At 70.7% G+C, this 19,254-nt stretch carries 21 protein-coding genes and 1 pseudogene; 6 read left to right on the top strand and 16 right to left on the bottom strand.

Annotated features, from left to right (window positions below; translation table 11 throughout):
* Positions 1-44: 44 nt before the first annotated feature.
* Together ACIRFL_RS02810 and ACIRFL_RS02815 are read left to right on the top strand one after the other, a co-directional pair.
* Entirely contained in the window at positions 45-1,361 is a 1,317-nt protein-coding gene (locus tag ACIRFL_RS02810; protein ID WP_404023337.1) for an MFS transporter, read from the top strand.
* A gap of 403 nt (positions 1,362-1,764) precedes the next feature.
* The gene (locus tag ACIRFL_RS02815; RefSeq protein ID WP_404023338.1) at positions 1,765-2,778 is read left to right on the top strand and encodes a sigma-70 family RNA polymerase sigma factor; all 1,014 of its coding nucleotides are present in this window, start codon (positions 1,765-1,767) and stop codon (positions 2,776-2,778) included.
* Here ACIRFL_RS02815 and ACIRFL_RS02820 read toward each other — a convergent pair.
* The 10 genes from ACIRFL_RS02820 to ACIRFL_RS02865 form a co-directional block, all read right to left on the bottom strand.
* Positions 2,662-2,994 (bottom strand): STAS domain-containing protein, encoded by a 333-nt coding sequence (locus ACIRFL_RS02820; RefSeq protein WP_404023339.1) that lies wholly within the window; start codon positions 2,992-2,994, stop codon positions 2,662-2,664. The genes ACIRFL_RS02815 and ACIRFL_RS02820 overlap by 117 nt on opposite strands.
* A gap of 71 nt (positions 2,995-3,065) precedes the next feature.
* The gene (locus ACIRFL_RS02825) at positions 3,066-3,653 is read right to left on the bottom strand and encodes a Uma2 family endonuclease (protein WP_404023341.1); all 588 of its coding nucleotides are present in this window, start codon (positions 3,651-3,653) and stop codon (positions 3,066-3,068) included.
* Between the two features lie 107 nt (positions 3,654-3,760).
* Positions 3,761-5,044, bottom strand: coding sequence for a thymidine phosphorylase (locus ACIRFL_RS02830; protein WP_404023342.1), 1,284 nt, complete (start codon positions 5,042-5,044; stop codon positions 3,761-3,763).
* Positions 5,045-5,110: 66 nt separating this feature from the next.
* Positions 5,111-5,512 (bottom strand): cytidine deaminase, encoded by a 402-nt coding sequence (locus ACIRFL_RS02835; RefSeq protein ID WP_404023343.1) that lies wholly within the window; start codon positions 5,510-5,512, stop codon positions 5,111-5,113.
* A complete protein-coding gene (locus tag ACIRFL_RS02840) occupies positions 5,509-6,771 on the bottom strand; it encodes an ABC transporter permease (protein WP_404023344.1) in 1,263 nt (420 codons plus the stop codon). The genes ACIRFL_RS02835 and ACIRFL_RS02840 overlap by 4 nt, the downstream gene beginning before the upstream one ends.
* Positions 6,771-7,892: an ABC transporter permease gene (locus tag ACIRFL_RS02845; RefSeq protein WP_404023346.1), complete on the bottom strand. Its 1,122-nt coding sequence runs from the start codon at positions 7,890-7,892 to the stop codon at positions 6,771-6,773. The genes ACIRFL_RS02840 and ACIRFL_RS02845 overlap by 1 nt, the downstream gene beginning before the upstream one ends.
* Entirely contained in the window at positions 7,889-9,535 is a 1,647-nt protein-coding gene (locus ACIRFL_RS02850; RefSeq protein WP_404023568.1) for an ABC transporter ATP-binding protein, read from the bottom strand. Before ACIRFL_RS02850 ends, ACIRFL_RS02845 begins: the two co-directional genes overlap by 4 nt.
* Positions 9,536-9,757: 222 nt before the next feature.
* Complete coding sequence (locus tag ACIRFL_RS02855) at positions 9,758-10,804, bottom strand: BMP family protein (RefSeq protein ID WP_404023348.1); 1,047 nt, start codon at positions 10,802-10,804, stop codon at positions 9,758-9,760.
* 224 nt (positions 10,805-11,028) lie between these two features.
* The gene (locus ACIRFL_RS02860; protein WP_404023570.1) at positions 11,029-12,087 is read right to left on the bottom strand and encodes a BMP family protein; all 1,059 of its coding nucleotides are present in this window, start codon (positions 12,085-12,087) and stop codon (positions 11,029-11,031) included.
* A 245-nt stretch (positions 12,088-12,332) separates the two neighbouring features.
* Positions 12,333-13,589 (bottom strand): amidohydrolase, encoded by a 1,257-nt coding sequence (locus tag ACIRFL_RS02865; protein ID WP_404023350.1) that lies wholly within the window; start codon positions 13,587-13,589, stop codon positions 12,333-12,335.
* A 270-nt stretch (positions 13,590-13,859) separates the two neighbouring features.
* Here ACIRFL_RS02865 and ACIRFL_RS02870 point away from each other — a divergent pair, with 270 nt between their 5' ends.
* Positions 13,860-14,525 carry a class I SAM-dependent methyltransferase gene (locus ACIRFL_RS02870; RefSeq protein WP_404023352.1) on the top strand — a complete coding sequence of 222 codons (666 nt, stop codon included), beginning with the start codon at positions 13,860-13,862 and terminating at the stop codon, positions 14,523-14,525.
* A 548-nt stretch (positions 14,526-15,073) separates the two neighbouring features.
* Here the strand turns inward: ACIRFL_RS02870 and ACIRFL_RS02875 are convergent.
* The 3 genes from ACIRFL_RS02875 to ACIRFL_RS02885 all read right to left on the bottom strand — a co-directional run bounded on the left by ACIRFL_RS02875 (position 15,074) and on the right by ACIRFL_RS02885 (position 16,800).
* On the bottom strand, positions 15,074-15,847 hold the full coding sequence (locus ACIRFL_RS02875) for a polysaccharide deacetylase family protein (RefSeq protein ID WP_404023353.1): 774 nt from the start codon (positions 15,845-15,847) through the stop codon (positions 15,074-15,076).
* 224 nt (positions 15,848-16,071) lie between these two features.
* Positions 16,072-16,290 carry a hypothetical protein gene (locus ACIRFL_RS02880; RefSeq protein WP_404023355.1) on the bottom strand — a complete coding sequence of 73 codons (219 nt, stop codon included), beginning with the start codon at positions 16,288-16,290 and terminating at the stop codon, positions 16,072-16,074.
* A gap of 105 nt (positions 16,291-16,395) precedes the next feature.
* Positions 16,396-16,800 carry an ATP-binding protein gene (locus tag ACIRFL_RS02885; RefSeq protein ID WP_404023356.1) on the bottom strand — a complete coding sequence of 135 codons (405 nt, stop codon included), beginning with the start codon at positions 16,798-16,800 and terminating at the stop codon, positions 16,396-16,398.
* Between the two features lie 61 nt (positions 16,801-16,861).
* Here ACIRFL_RS02885 and ACIRFL_RS02890 point away from each other — a divergent pair.
* The 3 genes and pseudogenes from ACIRFL_RS02890 to ACIRFL_RS02900 all read left to right on the top strand — a co-directional run.
* Positions 16,862-16,948: pseudogene (locus ACIRFL_RS02890) on the top strand (transcriptional regulator); the annotation flags it as partial.
* Between the two features lie 7 nt (positions 16,949-16,955).
* Positions 16,956-17,150: a DUF397 domain-containing protein gene (locus ACIRFL_RS02895; protein ID WP_404023357.1), complete on the top strand. Its 195-nt coding sequence runs from the start codon at positions 16,956-16,958 to the stop codon at positions 17,148-17,150.
* A gap of 26 nt (positions 17,151-17,176) precedes the next feature.
* Positions 17,177-17,371, top strand: coding sequence for a DUF397 domain-containing protein (locus ACIRFL_RS02900; protein WP_404023358.1), 195 nt, complete (start codon positions 17,177-17,179; stop codon positions 17,369-17,371).
* A gap of 180 nt (positions 17,372-17,551) precedes the next feature.
* Here the strand turns inward: ACIRFL_RS02900 and ACIRFL_RS02905 are convergent, their stop codons facing one another.
* The 3 genes from ACIRFL_RS02905 to ACIRFL_RS02915 all read right to left on the bottom strand — a co-directional run bounded on the left by ACIRFL_RS02905 (position 17,552) and on the right by ACIRFL_RS02915 (position 19,221).
* Positions 17,552-18,091, bottom strand: a complete 540-nt coding sequence (locus tag ACIRFL_RS02905) for a DUF4232 domain-containing protein (RefSeq protein ID WP_404023359.1) — start codon at positions 18,089-18,091, stop codon at positions 17,552-17,554.
* Between the two features lie 177 nt (positions 18,092-18,268).
* Positions 18,269-18,730: a MarR family transcriptional regulator gene (locus tag ACIRFL_RS02910; protein WP_404023361.1), complete on the bottom strand. Its 462-nt coding sequence runs from the start codon at positions 18,728-18,730 to the stop codon at positions 18,269-18,271.
* The gene (locus tag ACIRFL_RS02915; protein ID WP_404023362.1) at positions 18,727-19,221 is read right to left on the bottom strand and encodes a MarR family winged helix-turn-helix transcriptional regulator; all 495 of its coding nucleotides are present in this window, start codon (positions 19,219-19,221) and stop codon (positions 18,727-18,729) included. Before ACIRFL_RS02915 ends, ACIRFL_RS02910 begins: the two co-directional genes overlap by 4 nt.
* Positions 19,222-19,254 lie beyond the last annotated feature (33 nt).

Here is a 19,254-nt window from a genome sequence, read left to right on the forward strand (position 1 = left end):
CCATGCATTGGACGGATCAGCGGCGGGCTCCGTAGCTTCGAGGCATGTCTCCCGCCAGTACCGGGGCGTCCACCGACGTGGACGCCGTCCCGACCGCTTCCGCCGCCGTGTCCTCCCCCGCTCCCGCCGCCGACGACTCCGACTCCCGTCTCACCCCGGGCGGCCCCGGCTACCGCCGGATGAGCCTCGCCCTCTTCCTCGCCGGTGTCGCGACCTTCGCTCTCCTCTACTCCACGCAGGCCCTGCTGCCGCTCATCTCCGGCGAGTTCGGGGTGGCGGCGAGCGAGGCGAGCTGGACGGTGGCCGCCGCGACCGGCGGCCTGGCGCTGTTCGTGCTGCCGATGAGCGCCCTGTCGGAACGGTTCGGCCGCCGTACGGTGATGACGGCGTCGCTGGCGGTGGCGGTGTCGGTCGGCGTGCTCGTCCCGTTCGCCCCCTCGCTGGGCGTGCTGGTGGCGCTGCGGGCGGTGCAGGGTGCGGCGCTGGCGGGGCTGCCCGCCTCGGCGACGGCGTACCTGGCCGAGGAGGTCCGGCCGCGGGCGCTGGTCACGGCGATCGGGCTGTTCGTCGCGGGCAACAGCGTCGGCGGGATGAGCGGCCGGGTCATCACCGGCTGGGTCGCCCAGGAGTGGGGCTGGCGGGTCGCGGTCGGCGTGATCGGTGTGATCGCGGTGGGCTGCGCGGTGGCGTTCCGGATGCTGCTGCCGACGCCGCGGCACTTCAAGCCCGGCTCGCTGCGGCCGCGGGTCCTCGCCCGTGCGGTCCGCGACCATCTGGCGGACCCGCTCCTGCGCCGTCTGTACGCGATCGGCGCGCTGTTCATGACGGTGTTCGGCGGCGTGTACACGGTGATCGGCTACCGGCTGACGGAGGAGCCGTTCGGGCTGCCGCAGGGCATCGTCGGCTCGATCTTCCTGGTGTACCTGGTCGGCACCGTGTCGGCGTCGACGGCGGGCCGGCTGGTCATGCGCCTCGGCCGGCGGGGCGCCCTGTACCTGGCGGGCGGCACGACCGCGGCGGGCCTGCTGCTGTCCCTGGCGCCCTCGCTCCCCCTGGTCCTGCTGGGCCTCGTGCTGATCACGGCGGGCTTCTTCGCGGGGCACGCGGTGGCGTCCTCCGCGGTCAGCAAGACGGCGACGCACGGCCGGGCGCAGGCCGCGGCGCTGTACCAGTCGGCGTACTACATCGGCTCCAGCGCGGGCAGCACGGTGGGCGCGGTCGCCTTCCACGCGAACGGCTGGGCCGGGACGGTCGGGGTCGGGGTGCTCGCGGTCGCAGGCGTCGTGACCATCACAGCCTTCGGCTCCCGCGCGGCCCGCCGCACCACCCCCCACCCCAATCCCCTCCCGACCACCCGCTGAGCCCACCCCCGCCCCGTTCACCCCGGACCACCAACGGCCCCGGCACGTGAGGGTCGCCGGTCCCCGGGCGTCCGGTGGTCGCCGCCCCACACGGCCATCGCTGCCCAGCGGCACCGGGGGCTCCCGCAGGAGAGTCGGCAGCCCCCACGCGTGAGAGTGGGCTGTCGCCCCGGCGGGTGGCCCCGGCCGTGTGGGGGGCTCCCGGCGCGTTGCCCTGCCCCTGCCCCTGCCGACCCGTTGCCGGGTCCCCGGGGGCTGTCAGTAGGGCGGGGTTTTCGAAGGGAATCGGTCTGGGCTGGGCGTTTGTGGGCTCGGGGGGCCGTTGTCAGTGGGCTGCTGTAGCTTCCGAAGTGCTGGGGCGCAACGGCGCGCGAACAGGAACGGCCACAGGGGTGGGTGGACGATGAGCGACAGCACCGCGACGACGGATCTCGACGTCGCACTGGAGAAGCACCGGGTCGAGCTGACCGGTTACTGCTACCGCATGCTCGGATCCTCCTTCGAGGCCGAGGACGCCGTACAGGACACCCTGGTCCGCGCCTGGCGGAGCTACGCGAAGTTCGAGGGCCGCTCCAGCCTCCGCTCCTGGCTGTACCGGATCGCGACGAACGTCTGCCTGGACATGCTGACGGCGGGCAACAAGCGGGCGCGGCCCATGGACCTGACCGATGCTTCGCCGCTCGCCCAGGCGGCCCTCACCCCTCGCCCGGACAACACCTGGCTGGAGCCGATGCCGGACGCCCGTGTACTGCCCACCGTCGACGACCCGGCGGAGGCCGCCGTCGCCAAGGAATCGGTCCGGCTGGCGTTCATGGCCGCCCTGCAGCAGCTGCCGCCCAAGCAGCGGGCGGTGCTGATCCTGCGCGAGGTGCTGGCCTGGAAGGCGAGCGAGGTCGCCGAACTGCTCGGCACCACGGTGGCGTCCGTGAACAGCGCGTTGCAGCGGGCCCGCGCGACGCTCGCCGAGCGGGCGGGCGAGGGCGCGGACGCGGCCGTCTCCGACCCGCTCGACGAGGAGCAGCGAAGACTTCTGGAACGCTATGTGAAGGCGTTCGAGGGGTACGACATGGCGGCGCTCACCGCCCTGCTGCACGAGGACGCCGTCATGACGATGCCGCCGTTCGACCTGTGGCTGACCGGCCCGGCCGACATGACCGGTTTCATGACCACCCTCGGCGCCGCCTGCGCGGGTTCCCGCCTGCTGCCGGTCGAGGCCAACGGCCTGCCGGCCTTCGCGCAGTACAAGCCGGACCCGGACAAGGGCGGTTTCGCCCCCTGGGCGGTGCAGGTGCTGGAGGTGTCAGAGGGCCGGATCACCGGTCTGCACTGTTTCCTCGACACCGCCCGCTGGTTCCCCCTGTTCGGGCTGCCGCTCCAGCTGGAAGCGGAGGCCGACGAGATCGAGGAGGGCGCGTAGCGCGGGGCCGGCGTCCCGCAGCCGGATCCGCGCGCCGGCCCTGCGGGCGGTCAGCTCCAGCCGGGCCAGCAGCTCCACCGCCCAGAGCCCCGGCGGTCCGAGCCCGCCCACATCCACGATGACGACCCTCGGCCCGGTGACCGCCAACAGCCCTCGCAGGTCGTCGCAGAGCCCCGTCACCTCGTCCCGGGCGACGGGGCCGGTCAGCACGAGCACGGCCGGTGTCCTGGCATCCACGTACTGTCAGACCGCCGGAACACCCCCAACTCATCGGCGCCCAAGGGACGCTACTGCGCGACGGGGAACTCTCCGGTGTCGATCGTGACGCCGAACGGCTCCGGCAGCGTGACGGGATCACCGAACTTCAGGCCCCTCAGCACCCGGTAGACCCCGTCCTTCGGCTCGCCGTAGAGCGTCACGGTGGGACCGCCGGGGGCCCAACGGTCGACGAGCAGATAGAGAGGGATGCCCGCGGTGGCGTAGGCGGCGGGTTTGGCAACTCGGTCATGGCGGGCGTCGGAGGTGGCGGTGATCTCCCCAACGAGTTCAGCGAGGGCGGCGGGAACGTGGGTGTCCGTTTTCAGGCACTCCCTCTCCGGGATGACGACGATGTCCGGGAGGAGCATTCCCGTGCGCGCGGGTACGGCAAGGGGCAGTCGCTGGAAGAGACCCCAGTCTTCGGGGATCACGGAGTACAGGCGGCGCTGGATGAGTGACGCGATCAGGCAGTGCTGGTTCGCGGGACGAGGCTGCACGGTGACGATCCCCTCGATGATCTCCACCTTGCTGCCCTCGGGCCATTCCATTTCCGCCCACAACCGCACCAGGTCGTCCCAGCCATAACCCGGATCGTGCTTGGCGACGGGTTCCCCCATGGCGATCTCCTGTCGTGCGTCAGCTCGGTACGGCACCGATCCCAGCACAGTGAACGGGAGCGGTGTCGGTCCACCGATCCCGTTCACCCGAATGGGGAAAACGCAGGTCAGGCGATACGTTCCAGCACTACGGGGGACGCCGTGAAGGCCGTGCCCGGCGCCGCGATGTCGTAGGAACCCTCCACCGCCTGGAGCGCGTACGCGAACCGCTCCGGGGTGTCCGTGTGCAGGGTCAGCAGGGGCTGGCCCGCGGTCACCTCGTCGCCCGGCTTGGCGTGCAGTTCGACGCCCGCCGCCGCCTGCACCGGGTCCTCCTTGCGGGCGCGGCCCGCGCCGAGGCGCCATGCGGCGACGCCGATGTCGTAGGCGTCGAGGCGGGTGAGGACACCGCCGGCCGGGGCGGTGACGACGTGCTGTTCGCGCGAGGTGGGCAGCGGGGCGTCGGGGTCGCCGCCCTGCGCCGCGATCATCCGGCGCCAGACGTCCATGGCGGAGCCGTCGGCCAGGGCCTTGGCCGGGTCGGCGTCCGTGATGCCCGCCGCGGCCAGCATCTCCCGGGCCAGGGCGAGGGTCAGCTCCACCACGTCCGCGGGGCCGCCGCCGGCCAGTACCTCGACGGACTCGCGGACCTCCAGGGCGTTGCCGGCCGTGCGGCCGAGCGGGGTCGCCATGTCCGTGAGGAGCGCGATGGTCCGCACTCCGTGGTCGGTGCCGAGGCCGACCATGGTCGAGGCCAGCTCGCGGGCGTCCTCGACGGTCTTCATGAAGGCGCCGGTGCCCACCTTGACGTCCAGCACGAGCGAGCCGGTGCCCTCGGCGATCTTCTTCGACATGATCGAGGAGGCGATCAGGGGGATCGCCTCGACCGTGCCGGTGACGTCGCGCAGCGCGTACAGCTTCTTGTCGGCGGGGGCCAGGCCGTCGCCCGCCGCGCAGATCACGGCGCCGGTGGTGTCGAGGACGTCCAGCATCTCCTCGTTGGTCAGCAGCGCCCGCCAGCCGGGGATGGACTCCAGCTTGTCGAGGGTGCCGCCGGTGTGGCCGAGGCCGCGCCCTGACAGCTGCGGCACGGCGGCCCCGCAGGCCGCCACCAGGGGCGCGAGCGGCAGCGTGATCTTGTCGCCGACGCCGCCGGTGGAGTGCTTGTCGGCGGTCGGGCGGGACAGCGAGGAGAAGTCCATGCGCTCACCGGAGGCGATCATCGCGGCGGTCCAGCGGGCGATCTCCCGCCGGTTCATGCCGTTGAGCAGGATGGCCATGGCGAGCGCGGACATCTGCTCGTCGGCGACCTCCCCGTGGGTGTAGGCGTCGATGACCCAGTCGATCTGCTCGTCGGTCAGCTCTCCGCGGTCCCGCTTGGTGCGGATGACGGAGACGGCGTCCATGGCCATGGCCTTCCTTCCGGAGTTGCGCAGGGGTGCGGCCCCCTCGACCTCGCTCAGGGGGCCGCACGGGAGTTACTTGGTGAGGTGGTCGGGACCGAAGGCCTGGGGCAGCATCCGGGACAGCGGCAGGACGCCCTCGGGGGTGTCGAGGAGCAGGTCGGATCCGCCGAACTCGTACAGCAGCTGGCGGCAGCGGCCGCACGGCACGAGCAGCGCCCCGGTGCGGTCCACGCAGGTGAAGTGCGTGAGCCGGCCGCCTCCGGTGCGCCGCAGTGCGGAGACAAGGCCGCACTCGGCGCACAGGCCGAGACCGTAGGAGGCGTTCTCGACGTTGCAGCCGGAGACCGTGCGCCCGTCGTCGACCAGGGCCGCCGCCCCGACGGGGTAGCCCGAGTAGGGGGCGTACGCGTGGGTCATGGCCTCCCGCGCCTCGGCGCGCAGGGCCTCCCAGTCGACGGCGGCGGGCCCGGTCACTTGCCCTGTCCCTTCCGGTACGGCAGGCCGTCCGCCTTCGGCATCCGCAGGGACTGCGCGGACAGCGACAGCACGAGCAGGGTGACGAGGTAGGGGGTGGCGGTGACGAGCTGGCGCGGCACCTCGTTGGTGGTGGCGTACCAGACGAACATCAGGGCGGCGACCACGGCGGTGACGACGGCCGGTACGTACCTCTTCTTCCAGGCGAGGTAGGCCGCGCCGAACACCAGCAGGACGGCGATGAGCAGGATCAGCGCGTGCACGTTCACCGTGCCGCCGCGCAGGTTGAGGCTGTCGGTGTAGCCGAACAGGCCGGCGCCCAGCGCGAGACCGCCCGGCATCCAGTTGCCGAAGATCATCGCGGCGAGGCCGATGTAGCCGCGGCCGGCGGTCTGGCCGTCGAGGTAGACGTTCGAGGCGACGATGGACAGGAACGCGCCGCCGAGGCCCGCGAAGCCGCCCGAGATGATCACCGCGATGTACTTGTACTTGTAGACGTTGACGCCGAGGGATTCGGCGGCCACCGGGTTCTCGCCGCAGGAGCGCAGCCGCAGTCCGAAGGCCGTGCGCCACAGCACCCACCAGCTGAGCGGCACCAGCGCCACCGCGATGACGGTGAGCGGCGACAGGTCGGTGACCAGCCCGCCGAGCAGTCCCGCGATGTCCGAGACGAGGAACCAGTGCTTCTGGTTGAGGGTGTCCAGCCAGCCGGACAGGCCGGGGATGTCGAAGTTGCCCAGGGAGCTGATCGGCGGGGACTGCTTGGCGGAGCCCTGCGGTGCGTCGGCGAAGGTGAACTTCGACAGATAGCGGGTGGTGCCGAGGGCGAGGATGTTGAGGGCCACACCGGAGACGATGTGGTTGACGTTGAAGGTGACGGTGGCGATGGCGTGCAGTACGGCGCCGAGGGCGCCGCCGATCACGCCGAAGAGCACACCGGTCCACGGGCCCCACTGGTAGCCGGCCCAGGCGCCGAACCAGGTGCCGAGGATCATCATGCCTTCGAGGCCGATGTTGACGACGCCGGAGCGCTCGGCCCACAGGCCGCCGAGGCCCGCGAGGCCGATCGGCACGGCGAGGCGCAGGGCGGTGGACATCTGGCCGGTCGAGGTGATGCCGTCCGCGCCGGTGATGAGGCGGACGATCGAGGTCAGCACCAGGACGCCCGCGATGACCAGCAGGAGTACCGGGAGCGACAGGCGGCGGCTGCCTCTGCTGGGCTGCTTCGCCTTCGGCTTCGCGACGGTCGCGGTGCTCATCAGGCCGCCACCTCTTCCTTCTTGACGTTGAGGGCGGCGGCGGCCAGTTCGGCGCCGACCTGGCGCTGCTGGCGGCGCAGGCCCCACTGGCGTACGGCCTCGTACGAGATGACGACCGCGAAGACGATCAGGCCCTGCATGATCGTGGCGATCTCCTTCTCGTACGCCACCGGGGTCGCGTAGTCGAGGGCGGGCGATGCCTTGTCGAGGAAGGCCCACAGCAGGGCGGCGAGGGCGATGCCTCCGGGGTGGTTGCGGCCGAGCAGGGCGATGCCGATGGCGGTGAAGCCGAGGCCCGCCGGGAAGCTCAGGCTGTAGGTGTGGGTGTCGCCGAGCAGCAGCGGCAGGCCGGACAGGCCCGCGACCGCGCCGGAGATCAGCATGGAGGTCAGCACCATCCGCTTGGCGTTGACGCCGGAGGCCGCGGCGGCGGTCTCGGAGGCGCCGGTGGCGCGCAGGTCGAAGCCGAACCGGGTGCGGTTGAGGACGATCCAGTACAGGACGCCGAGCAGCACGGCGAGGAAGACCAGGCCGTAGATCTCGCCGACGTCGGAGCCCAGGTCGATGCCCGGGAACCAGCCGGACTTCTCCATGACTCCGGTCGTCATGTTGTTGCCGACCTGGACACCCCAGACGTCGGCGAGGGTGACATAGCCGATGAGGGAGGTCGCGATGGAGTTCAGCATGATCGTGGCGACGACCTCGCTGACGCCCCGGGTGACCTTCAGGACGCCCGCGATGCCGGCCCAGAAGGCGCCGGTGCACATGGCGACCAGCAGAAGCAGCGGTATCTGCAGGAAGCCCGGCAGGGCGATGTTCGCGCCGACGACGGCGGTCATCACCGCGGCGAGCCGGTACTGGCCGTCGACGCCGATGTTGAACAGGTTCATCCGGAAGCCGAGGGCGACCGCGAGGGCGGCGATGTAGTACAGGGACGCCTGGTTGACGATCAGGACCTGGATGTCCGAGTACGGCAGCTGCTCCAGCATCAGCCGGTACGGCTCGAACGGGTTCTTCCCCGAGGCGAGCAGCACGATCGAGGTGAGCGCGATCGCGAGGACGAGCGCGATGACCGGTCCGGCCACCGCGAGGAGCACCCGCTCCTTGTCGAACTTCTTCATCGGGCCTCGTCCTCCGGACCGGCGCTTGCGTGTTCGAGGTGGCCGGAGGCGGCACCCGTCATGGCCGAGCCCAGGTCCTCCGGGGTGATGGTGGCCGGGTCGGCGTCCGCGACCAGCCTGCCGTCGTAGATCACCCGCAGGGTGTCCGACAGGCCGATCAGCTCGTCCAGGTCGGCGGAGATCAGCAGCACGGCCAGGCCCTCGCGGCGGGCCTCGCGGATGCGGTCCCAGATCTGCGCCTGGGCGCCGACGTCCACGCCGCGGGTGGGGTGGGCGGCGATCAGGAACTTCGGGTCGTGGCTCATCTCGCGGCCGACGATCAGCTTCTGCTGGTTGCCGCCGGACAGCGAGGCCGCGGTGACGTCGATGCCGGGGGTGCGGACGTCGTACGCCTCGACGATCCGGCGGGTGTCGGCCTGGGCGCCCTTGGGGTCGAGCCAGAAGCCCTTGGCATTCGGCTTCTCGGTGACATGGCCGAGGATGCGGTTCTCCCACAGCGGGGATTCCAGCAGCAGGCCCTGGCGGTGGCGGTCCTCGGGGATGTAGCCGACGCCGGACTCGCGGCGCCTGCGGGTGGGCCAGGGGGTGATGTCCTCGCCCAGGAAGCGGATCTGGCCGGAGTCGGCGTTCTTGGTGCCGATCAGCGCGTCGATCAGTTCGGTCTGCCCGTTGCCCTCGACGCCGGCGATGCCCATGACCTCGCCGGCGCGGATGGTGAAGGAGACGTCGTCGAGGACGCGTTTGGCCTCGCCCGTGCCCGTGAAGGCGGTGAGCCCGTCGCCTGCGGGTTCGGCCTCCGCGCCGAGGGAGGCGCCGGCGGCGTAGACGGTGAGGTTCTTCACCTCCAGCACGACCCGGTCGGTGACGGTGGACTCGGCGGTCTCCGGGGTGGGCAGTTCGCTGCCGACCATCATCTCGGCGAGCCGGCGCGAGGTGGTCTCGGCGGGGATCGCGGTGCCGACCGTCGTACCGCGCCGGATGACGGTGATGTCGTCCGCGACGGACAGCACCTCGCCGAGCTTGTGCGAGATGAAGATGACGGACAGGCCCTCGGCCTTGAGTTCCCGCAGGTTGTCGAAGAGCGCGTCGACCTCCTGCGGTACGAGGACGGCGGTCGGCTCGTCGAGGATCAGGGTCCTGGCGCCGCGGTAGAGGACCTTGAGGATCTCCACTCGCTGCCGGTCGGCGACGCCCAGGTCCTCCACCAGCGTGTCCGGGCGAACGCCCAGGCCGTACCGGTCGGAGATCTCCTTGATCTTCCGGCGGGCGGCGCCGCCGATGCCGTACAGCTTCTCGCTGCCGAGCGCCACGTTCTCCAGGACGGTCAGGTTGTCCGCCAGCATGAAGTGCTGGTGGACCATGCCGATGCCGCGGGCGATGGCGTCGGCGGGGCTGCCGAAGGCGACCTGCTCGCCGTCGACGGAGATGATGCCCTCGTCCGGCTTCTGCATGCCGTAGAGGATCTTCATCAGGGTCGACTTGCCGGCGCCGTTCTCGCCGACGAGGGCGTGCACGGTGCCCTTGCGGACGGTCAGGTGGATGTCGTGGTTGGCGACGACACCCGGGAATCGTTTCGTGATGCCCGCGAGCTGCACCGCGGCTGTCGTCGAAGCGGTGGGCGGAGGGCTGCTGGACGCGTCGATGGCGCACTCTCCTCGGGAAAGGGGCCTCTCTACGCGCGTAGCGCCCCTACTTCACATAGTGCTCGGAACCGATCGACCTTTTTTGCACTCGATCCGTTCCGAGCATTCTGCCGTGCGAACGGGGCACGGAGAGGTCATCCTCCCCGCACCCCGTTCCGTGGCCGTAACGCTGCCATTACAGCGCTCTTTTGACCATGCCCCGGACAACGCCGGGACCCTCGGTCAGGAGGTCTTGACCTTGATGCTGCCGTTCTTGATGCCGTCCTCGGCCTTCTTGAGCGCGGCCTGGAGGTCGGCGTTGCCCTTGAAGGTCGGGTTGGTGTCCGCGAGACCGACGCCGCCGTTGTCCAGGGAGCCGCGGATCTCGCCCGTAAGCGGCTTCTTGTCCTTGATCACGGACTGCGCGAGGTCGTACACCGCACCCTCGACGTTCTTCAGCGCCGAGGTCAGGATGTAGTCCTTGTACTTGGCGAGCGCGGACTGCTCGTACTGGTCGGAGTCGACGCCGATCGCCCACACCTTGTGCTCGGCGGCGGCCTTGATGACGCCCTGGCCGGACAGCCCCGCCGCGTGGTAGACGACGTCGGCACCGGCGTCGATCTGACCGTTCGCGGCGTTCTCGCCCTTGTCCGGGCTGGAGAAGCCGCCCTCCTGGGCGGTCTCCGTCAGATACTGCTTCTCGATCTTGATCTTCGGGTTGACCGACTGCGCGCCCTGGATGAACCCGGCCTCGAACTTGTGGATCAGCGGGATGTCCACGCCGCCGACGAAGCCGATGTGGTTCTTCTTGGTGGTCTTGGCCGCGGCCACGCCCGCCAGGTACGACGCCTGCTCCTCGTGGAAGACCATGTCGGCGACGTTCTTCGCCTTGATGGTCTCGTCGTCGACGATGCCGAAGGTGACCTTCGGGTACTTCGCGGCGACCTCCTTCACGGCAGGCGCGTAGGAGTAGCCGACCCCGATGATCGGGTTGTAACCCTGCTTGGCCAGCGTCTCCAGGCGCTGCACCTTGTCCGCGTCGGACTCGCCGTCCTGCGGCTCGATGTCCCGCCCGCCGACGCCGAACTCCTTCTCGGCCTTCTGCAGGCCGGCGTAGGCGGCGTCGTTGAACGACTGGTCGCCCTTGCCGCCGACGTCGTACGCCAGACCGATACCCTTGGACTCCCCACCGTCCTTGGACGAGGTGGACGAGCTGCCGCAGGCGGAAACGGTGACAGCGAGGGCTGCGGTTGCAACGCCTGCAACCGCTATACGGGACACCCGGCGCATGGAACGAGACTCCTTCGTGCAAGCGCCCATACCAGGCGCTGATTCCGCCGCAGCGTAACGCGCGTAGACCAGACGGAAAACCCCTTCTGTCCGGTCCGTTACCGAGCTGTGGCCGCAGCCGGGGCCGTAATGACACACAGCGGCGCGCCCCTTGCGGATGGCAAGGGGCGCGCACGCTGCGGCGATGTCCGCGCGGCCGGGCCGGCCGCGTCAGCGCCGCCGGATCACTGGGTGTTGACGGTCACCTTGCCGTCGACGATGTCCTGCTCGGCCTTGTCCACGGCGGCGACGACGTCCTTCATCGCCTGGTACTTCGGGTTGCTGTCCGCGAAGCCCACCCCGCCCGACTTGAGGTCGCCGCGCACCTCGCCGCTGAGCGGCTTGCCGTCGACGACGGACTTGGCGAGGTCGTACACGGCACCGCCGACGTTCTTCAGGGCCGATCCGAGGATGTAGTCCTTGTACTTGGCCAGCGCGCTCTGCCCGTACTGGTCGGAGTCGACGCCGATCGCCCACACCTTGTGCTCGGCGGCGGCCTGGATGACGCCCTGGCCGGAGAGTCCTGCCGCGTGGTAGATGACGTCCGCGCCGGCCTCGACCTGGCCGTTGGCCGCGTCCTTGCCCTTGTCGGGGCTGGAGAAGCCGCCCTCCTGCGCGGTCTGGGTCAGATACTGCTTCTCGATCTTGATCTTCGGGTTGATGGACTGGGCGCCCTGGATGAAGCCGGCCTCGAACTTGTGGATCAGCGGGATGTCCACGCCGCCGACGAAACCGATGTGGTTCTTCTTGGTGGTCTTGGCCGCGGCGACACCCGCCAGGTACGACGCCTGTTCCTCGTGGAAGACCATGTCGGCGACGTTCCTCGCCTTGATGGTCTCGTCGTCGATGATGCCGAAGGTGACCTTCGGGTACTTCGCGGCGACCTCCTTGACGGCGGGCGCGTAGGAGTAGCCGACGCCGATGATCGGGTTGTAGCCCTGCTTGGCCAGGGTCTCCAGGCGCTGCACCTTGTCCGCGTCGGACTCGCCGTCCTGCGGCTCGATGTCCCGCCCGCCGATCTTGAATTCCTTCTCCGCCTTCTGGAAACCGGCGTAGGCGGCGTCGTTGAACGACTGGTCGCCCTTGCCGCCGATGTCGTACGCGAGGCCGATGCCCTTGCCCGAGTACGTGCCGTCGTCGGACGAGCCGGCGGAATCGCTGCTGGACTTGCCGCAACCGGCGGCCGCGAGGGCGACGACCGCGACGGTGGCCGCAACGTGGGAGAACCTCGTCCTCCGAGAGATCAGACGCACAGCAAGCACCCCTTTGTCCCCACGGCACCGTCACCGGTCCGCTTCTTCCCCAATGTGCCGCCTCTGGTGGCGATGTCGGCGCACAGTAACGCGCGTAGAAGGGGAGGGGAACGGGATTGCACCCGGCCGTTATCGATTCGTGCCGCCCCCGGGTTACCACCACGCTTCACCGGTTACGCCCGGGTGACACAAGGGGACGAAGGGGCACCGATCCGGCACCCCTTCGGTCCGCGGCGCTACCGTCCCGCGTCGAGCAGGGCGGCGGCGGTGAACAGCTCCACGCCCACCGCGATGGCGTACTCGTCCACGTCGAAGTCGCCCTGGTGCAGATCGCGCACCTGGCGCTCCCCGGGCGGCCGCACACCGAGCCGGGCCATGGCGCCCGGCACGTGCTCCAGGTACCAGGAGAAGTCCTCGCCGCCCAGGCTCTGCTCGGTGCCCTCGACGGACTCCGCGCCGCGCCGCGCGATCATGGCGTCCCGCAGCAGTTCGGTCACCGCCGGGTCGTTGACGACGGGCGGCACCCCGCGCACATAGGTGATCTCCGACTTCGCCCGGTGCAGGGTGGCGACCTCGTCGATGGCGGCGTGCACCACGTCCGGGGCCGACCGCCAGGCCGCGAGGTCCAGGCAGCGCACGGTGCCCGACAGCTCGGCGTGCTGCGGGATCACGTTCGGCGCGTGCCCCGACTCGATCCGCCCCCAGGTCACGGCGAGCCCGCCGCGGCTGTCCACCCGCCGGGCCACCAGCGCGGGCACGTCGACGGCGACCCGGGCCGCGGCGGTCACCAGGTCGGTGGTGAGATGCGGCCGGGCGGTGTGTCCACCGGGCCCGTCGAGGGCCACTTCCAGCCGGTCGCAGGCGCTGGTGATCGCGCCCTGGCGCAGCCCGATCCGGCCGGCGTCCACCCGCGGGTCGCAGTGCACGGCGATGATCCGCCCCACCCCGTCGAGCACGCCGGACTCGACGGCGTCGGCGGCGCCGCCGGGCAGCACCTCCTCGGCGGGCTGGAAGATCAGCCGGACGGGCCGCGGCAGCAGGCCCTGCCGGTGCAGCTCGGCGAGGACCAGGCCGGTGCCCAGCACCACGGTGGTGTGCACGTCGTGCCCGCAGGCGTGGGCGCGGTCCGGCACGGTGGACCGGTAGGCGCACTCGCTCTTGGTGTCCGGGATGGGCAGGGCGTCGATGTCGGCGCGCAGGGCGAGGAGGGAGCCGGGGGTGTGCCCGGAGCCAAGAGTGGGGGCGGGGGCGGCTGCCTCCGGCACGCCGATGTCACAGACGAGACCGGTTCCGAGGGGCAGGACGCGGGGTTCGAGCCCGACCTGTTCGAGCCGGGCCTTGATCGCCGCGGTCGTACGGAACTCCTGGTTGCCGAGTTCGGGGTGCATGTGCAGGTCGCGCCGGAACGCCACCAGCTCGGCGTAGAGCGCCTCGCTCAGCGTGCCGGGGAGCACGGCATCCTCGGGAAGATCGGCCTCGGACTCTGTGGACATCAGTTGGTTCACCCTCTGAAGGGTATGCCGACCGGCCGGTCAACTACCCCTCGATCAACAAAACTTCAGCCCGTTAGGCGAAGAAAATCTGACCACTGGCCGCATAGCCGTCGACAAAGGTGGGTAAACTCGCCCGTCCGCCGACCGTGTCGATCATGAACCCAACGGTTGCTCCCTCCACGGATACCATGTCCGGCCTCCCCGGGGTCGGGGCGTCCACCCACCGAAACCTCCGCGCGGCGGGTGCCGGCGCCGGTAGCCTGCGCCGACGTGACCGATCCCACCCCGGATTTCCTCCAGGCCACCCGTTCCGCCTACGACACCATCGCCCGGGACTACACGGCCCGCGTCCCCGACGGGCTCTCGGAGAGCCCGCTGGACGTGGCGCTGCTCACCGCCTTCGCCGAACTGGTGCGGGCGAACGGCCCCGCCCCGGTCGCCGACCTCGGCAGCGGCCCCGGACACGTCACCGCCCGGCTGCACGCGCTGGGCGTGCCGGTGTTCGGGATCGACATCTCCCCGCGCATGGTCGCGCTGGCCCGTGAGGCACATCCCGGCCTCCGCTTCCACGTCGGCTCCATGACCCGCCTCGACCTGCCGGACGGGACCCTCGGCGGCGCGCTCGCGCTCTACTCCACGATCCATGTGCCCGACGACCACCTGCCGACCGCGTTCGCTGAGATCCACCGCACGCTGGTGCCGGGCGGCCAGGTGCTGCTGGGCTTCCAGTCCGGCGACGCCGACTCCCGTACGCACCTGAGCGAGCGCTTCGGCCACGAGATCTCGCTCGACTGTCACTGGCGTACGCCGGAGACCGTCTGCGGTCTGCTCACGGCGGCGGGACTGGAGCCCCACGCCCGCGTCCTGCGCGAGCCCGAGGCCGACCAGAAACTCCCCCGAGCCTTCATCCTGGCCCGCAAACCGGGGGTGGCGTAGCCGGGCGGCGCAGCCGACGGGGCCGGGGGACGTGGTCCGCAGGGCTGGGGGGCGCAGCCCGCAGGGCCGGGAGGCGCAGCCCGCACACCAGGGGGCGTAGCCGGCGGGGCCGGGAGGCGCAGTCGGCGAGGCCGGGGAGCGTAGCCCGCGAGACCGAGAGGCGCAGTCGGCGGAGCCGGGGGGCGCAGCCCCCGAGGCCGGGGGCGCAGCCCGCAAGCCTGGGGGTGGCGTAGCAGGCGGGGCCAGGGAGCGTAGCCCGCGAGGCCGGGAGTTGTAGCCCCCAAGACCGGGGACGTAGCCCCGCGGGGCCCGGAGGCGCAGTCGGCGAGGCCGGGGGCGCAGCCCGCGAGGCCCGGAGGGCCAGCCCGCACACCGGGGGTGGCGTAGCCGGCGAGGCCCGGAGGCGCAGCCCGCACACCGGGGGGTGGCGTTGCCGGCCACGCCGGGAGGCGCAGTCGGCGGGGCCCGGGGGACGTAGCCCGCAGGGCCCGCCCCAAGACCGGGGACGTAGCCCCCAGACCGGGGGACGTAGCTCGTGGGGTTGGGGCTCAGCGTACTGGGAAGCCGAAGGTGCGGCCCTGGTTCTTGAGCCAGGGGAGGATGCGGCGCAGGGCCTCGACGGTCTGGGAGCGGTCGCCGCCCGCGTCGTGGAAGAGGAGCGTCGGCCCGTTGGGCAGTTCCCGCTCGACGGTGGCGACGATGGCGTCCGTGCCCGGCAACTCGAAGTCCTCGGTGTCCACGTTCCAGCCCAGCGGGCGCATGCCCCGGGAGGCGGCCAGTTTGCGGCTGTAGGGGGTGAAGGCCCCGCCGGGCGCCCGGTAGTACACCGGCCGGACGCCCCCGGACGCCTCGGTGATCATGCGTTCGGCGTCGAGGATCTGCTGCGACTGGTACGCCTGGGACTTGGTGTCCATGGTGGTGTCGTGCGACACCGTGTGGTCGCACAGCCGGTGACCGTCGGCCACCACCTTCTTCACCAGGTCCGGGTGGGCCTGCGCCTGCGTCCCCACCATGCAGAACGTGGCCTTCACCCCGTACTCCCGCAGCAGGTCGAGCACTTGAGGGGTCCACACCGGGTCGGGGCCGTCGTCGATGGTGATGTTGACGCCCCGCTCCCCCTTGTCCGAGGCGTGCGCGATGCTCACCTCCACCGGCGTGACGTCACCGCCCGGTGTGGCCGATGCGGTGGCACGCGGCGACGGGCTGCCGACGGCACCGGCCTGCGCGGTCCATACCGAGGCGCCGGCGGCCAGCACCGTCACCCCGAGCGCCGCCCCGAGCACCTTGCCGTACCAGCCCCGCTTCGCGCCGTGCCGTGTCATGCCCGCCCCGCCTTCCCGCAGTTACTCGCCGGCCGTTGGCCGCCTTCCGACCACATGACAGGACGACGGACGGCGGCCGGGGGATGCGTCTGTTACCGACCACGGACACTTCCGGGGGATTTCGCGGACAACTCCGTTTGGACGGGCCGCGCTTGGGGTTCGAGGCGGCGGTTCCGGATCCGTCCCCCAGACATCGATCCCACCAGGGCGGTTCACGGCAGCGTTCACCGTGACTTCTGCATCCGGGACTGCATGTACACGGCCCTCGCCCGGGCACAGGCCACGGCGACGGAGGCGAAGCCCGCAGGCACCAGCTCGGCGCAGTCGGGATGCGCCCAGTACGCCCAGCCCGGCCCGCTGGCGGCCTCCTCATGACCGAGGTAGACGGTGGCGCCCAGGCCGGCGTTCGTCTCCTCGCAGACACGACACATGTCGACGATCACCGCCCGCCGGTACGGCGGGCCCGCATTCGTACGGCTTCCGCCTGCACGCAGGCCACACCGACCGGGCCCGGATCCACCAGCCCGGTGTGCTCACCCTGTGCCAGCTCAGGCCACCGCAAGTTCGCACCACACATATTTCCCCCGCTCCCCGAATCGGGCCGAGGGCCGCCAGCCCCAGTAGTCGGCGCAGGCCGTCACCAGGGGGAGCCCTCGCCCCTGCTCCAACTCGGTGGCGCGGCCGAGCAATTGCGGTGGAGGTGGCGGCTCGGGGTCCGTGTCCCAGGCGCCGATCCACACCACGCCCTCCGGGGAGCGGCGCACCCGGAGCGCGGCGGGCCCCTTCGTATGCCGTACGGCATTGGAGACCAGCTCTGCGGCCAGCAGCTCCGCGGTGTCCACGAGGCCGATCAGCCCGTGCAGGGTGAAGATCAGGCGGAGAGTACGGCGGCACACCGTGACGGCTCTGAGGTCGTTGGGGATGTAGAGGGTGTAGTCCCAGGTCTCGGGCATGCGGGATCAACTCCGTTGAGATCAGCGGGATTTCACGAGCGGTGGCATTGCCGCAGAGACCCGAAGGCATTTCCGTAGAGTGGAGCCAGTGTCACTCGACCCCGACCGGTCGCGTGACTTCATCCACAGACTGGCGAAGGAACTGTGAGGCACACATGACCAACCGCGACCACTGGCGCAAGTCGTCCTACTCCGGTGGCGGCGACGGCAACGCCTGTGTGGAGATAGCCCAGTCACCCTTCAACACCTCGGTGCGCGACTCCAAGACCCCCAACAGAGCCGCCCTCACCTTCCCCACCCGCGCCTTCACGGTATTCATCGAGGGCCTGAAGGAACATCCCCACCGCTGATCTCCGCGAGCACTGTGAGGACCGGCATGAGCACCCTAACCTCGTGGAAGAAGTCGTCCCACTCCGGCGGCGGCCAAGGCGACGCCTGTGTGGAGGTCTTCAACGGCCACACCCACATAGCCGTCCGCGACTCGAAGACCCCCACCAGAGCCGTACTCACCTTCCCCGCCCCCGCCTTCGCCGCCTTCGTTGAGGGTTTGAAGGACCAGTCCCGCCACTGACCCACGCGAGCAAGCACACATCACGGAGAGTGGTCAGCGCCGCGAGTCCATGTTGGCGGGCTCGGTGGGCATGCCGCACTGACGTGCTCCTGGACGCCGCGGGCCGCCTGGAGCAGACTTCCGGGAGTCCTGCGGTGGCCACCTGCGGCGCTGAAGGAAGGCTCAGAGGCTGCCCAGTTGCTACAGGCCGACCGGGTTGAGGTAGGTGGCCGGGTGGGTGGCGGCGTCCTGCTTGAGGATCTGGCCGCCGAACGGCCACTTCAGGGTGAAGTGCTTCGTCTCGTTCGGCGGGGTGACCAGGAACTTGGCCGGAACGAACTTCTCCTTCTGCGGCGTCGACTTGGCCACCGGGAGCAGGGTGATGCTGAAGTCCACCGTGTCCCCCTGCTTCAGGGTCATCTTCACGGGCTTCTTGGAGGAGCGCGCCAGCGACCACGTGCCGTCGGTCTTCTGAGCACCGACCATGTCGACACCGGCGAAGCCGGACAGGGTGCAGGTGCGCTTGCTCTGGTTCGTGAACCAGATGTACGCCTGGGTCTGCTTGGTGGTCTGATCCATCTCCGGCTTCGCGTCATCCCCCAGGGCAAAGCCGGCCTTCAGGTCGGCGGTGTGGCAGCGGGTCGGCTGGGCCTTGGCGGCGGCCGAGGCCGGAACGGCGGCAGCGGCAGTGCCGGCGACGACGACGGCCGCAAGGGCCACGGCGGTCAGCTTGCTGTTCATGAAGTTTCGGGTTCCCCTCGCATACGAATCGGCGCGCGAGGTCAGTGCGCGCCTACGCACCGGAAGATGCGCAATACCCGCGGAAGGTTCGGTCCGCAGGAGAACTTTCACCCCGACTTGGCTCACTCTCTTCGCCCCCGCCCGAGCTCATCACTGACCCTCGCGGGCTACCGCACATCACCCGGAAGCTGTCAGCGCCGCCAGTTCCGTGTTGGCGCGGTCCTTGACGAGGGCGAGGACGCGGCCGGCCGCGGTCAGGTCCTCGGCGGGGATGCCGCCCCAGATGCGGGCGGTGATGGGGGCGGTCTCCGCGCTGACCGCGGGGATCAGCTCGCGCCCCGCGGCCGTGGGGCGAAGGTGCGCGCCGTCCGCGACGAGCAGCCCCTTGGTCACCAGTTCGTCCAGGGTGGCCCGGATGTCGTCCGGGTCGGCCTTGAGCAGGTCCCGGACCTGGGTGACGAGGGCGTCCGGAGTCTGCGGCGCGTCGGCGGTGACGGCGGCGCGCAGCGCGATCTGCTGCTGGAAGGTGATGCCGTGCCGGGCCAGGACGTGCTCCAGGACGCCGCGGGCCGCGTAGTGGGCCAGGGCGAGGGCCCGGGGGTCGGCGGCCGGTGCGGTGCTGGAGGTGGGCGTGGTCATGGTGGTGTCCCCTGACTGCTCTCGTCGTTCGGTACGGGTGGGGCGAGAGGTGCGTCGAGCAGGGTCCTCAGCTCGTCGGTGAACGCGCGTGTCCGCGGGGCGTCGAGGCCGCCGAGCGGTTCGAGCAACTGCTGTAGCAGTTCCTGGACCACCTCGATGGCCTGCCGTGTGACGGTCAGGCCCCGTTCGGTGAGGGCGAGTTGTACGGCGCGCGGGTCGCGGGGATCGCGGGTGCGCTCGATCAGGCCGGCCGATTCCAGGGCGCGCGCGAGCTTCGAGACGTACAGCGCCTCCAGGCCGGTGTGGTCGGCGAGCCGGCGCTGACTGGGCCGTTCCCCGGCGCGCTGCATGCCGTACAGCGAGGCGACCAGTGAGTACTGGGCGTGGGTGAGGCCCAGCGGAGCCACCGCGCGATCGACCGCGACGCGCCACTTGTTGGCGAGCCGCCACACCAGGAATCCGGGCGTGGGGCCCGGTGAACCCTTGCTCATGGCTCGATAGAGTACATGGCTACTATATCCATG

Origin of the sequence: Streptomyces sp. NPDC102462 (assembly GCF_044765425.1) — a bacterium.
Classification (GTDB): Bacteria; Actinomycetota; Actinomycetes; order Streptomycetales; family Streptomycetaceae; genus Streptomyces.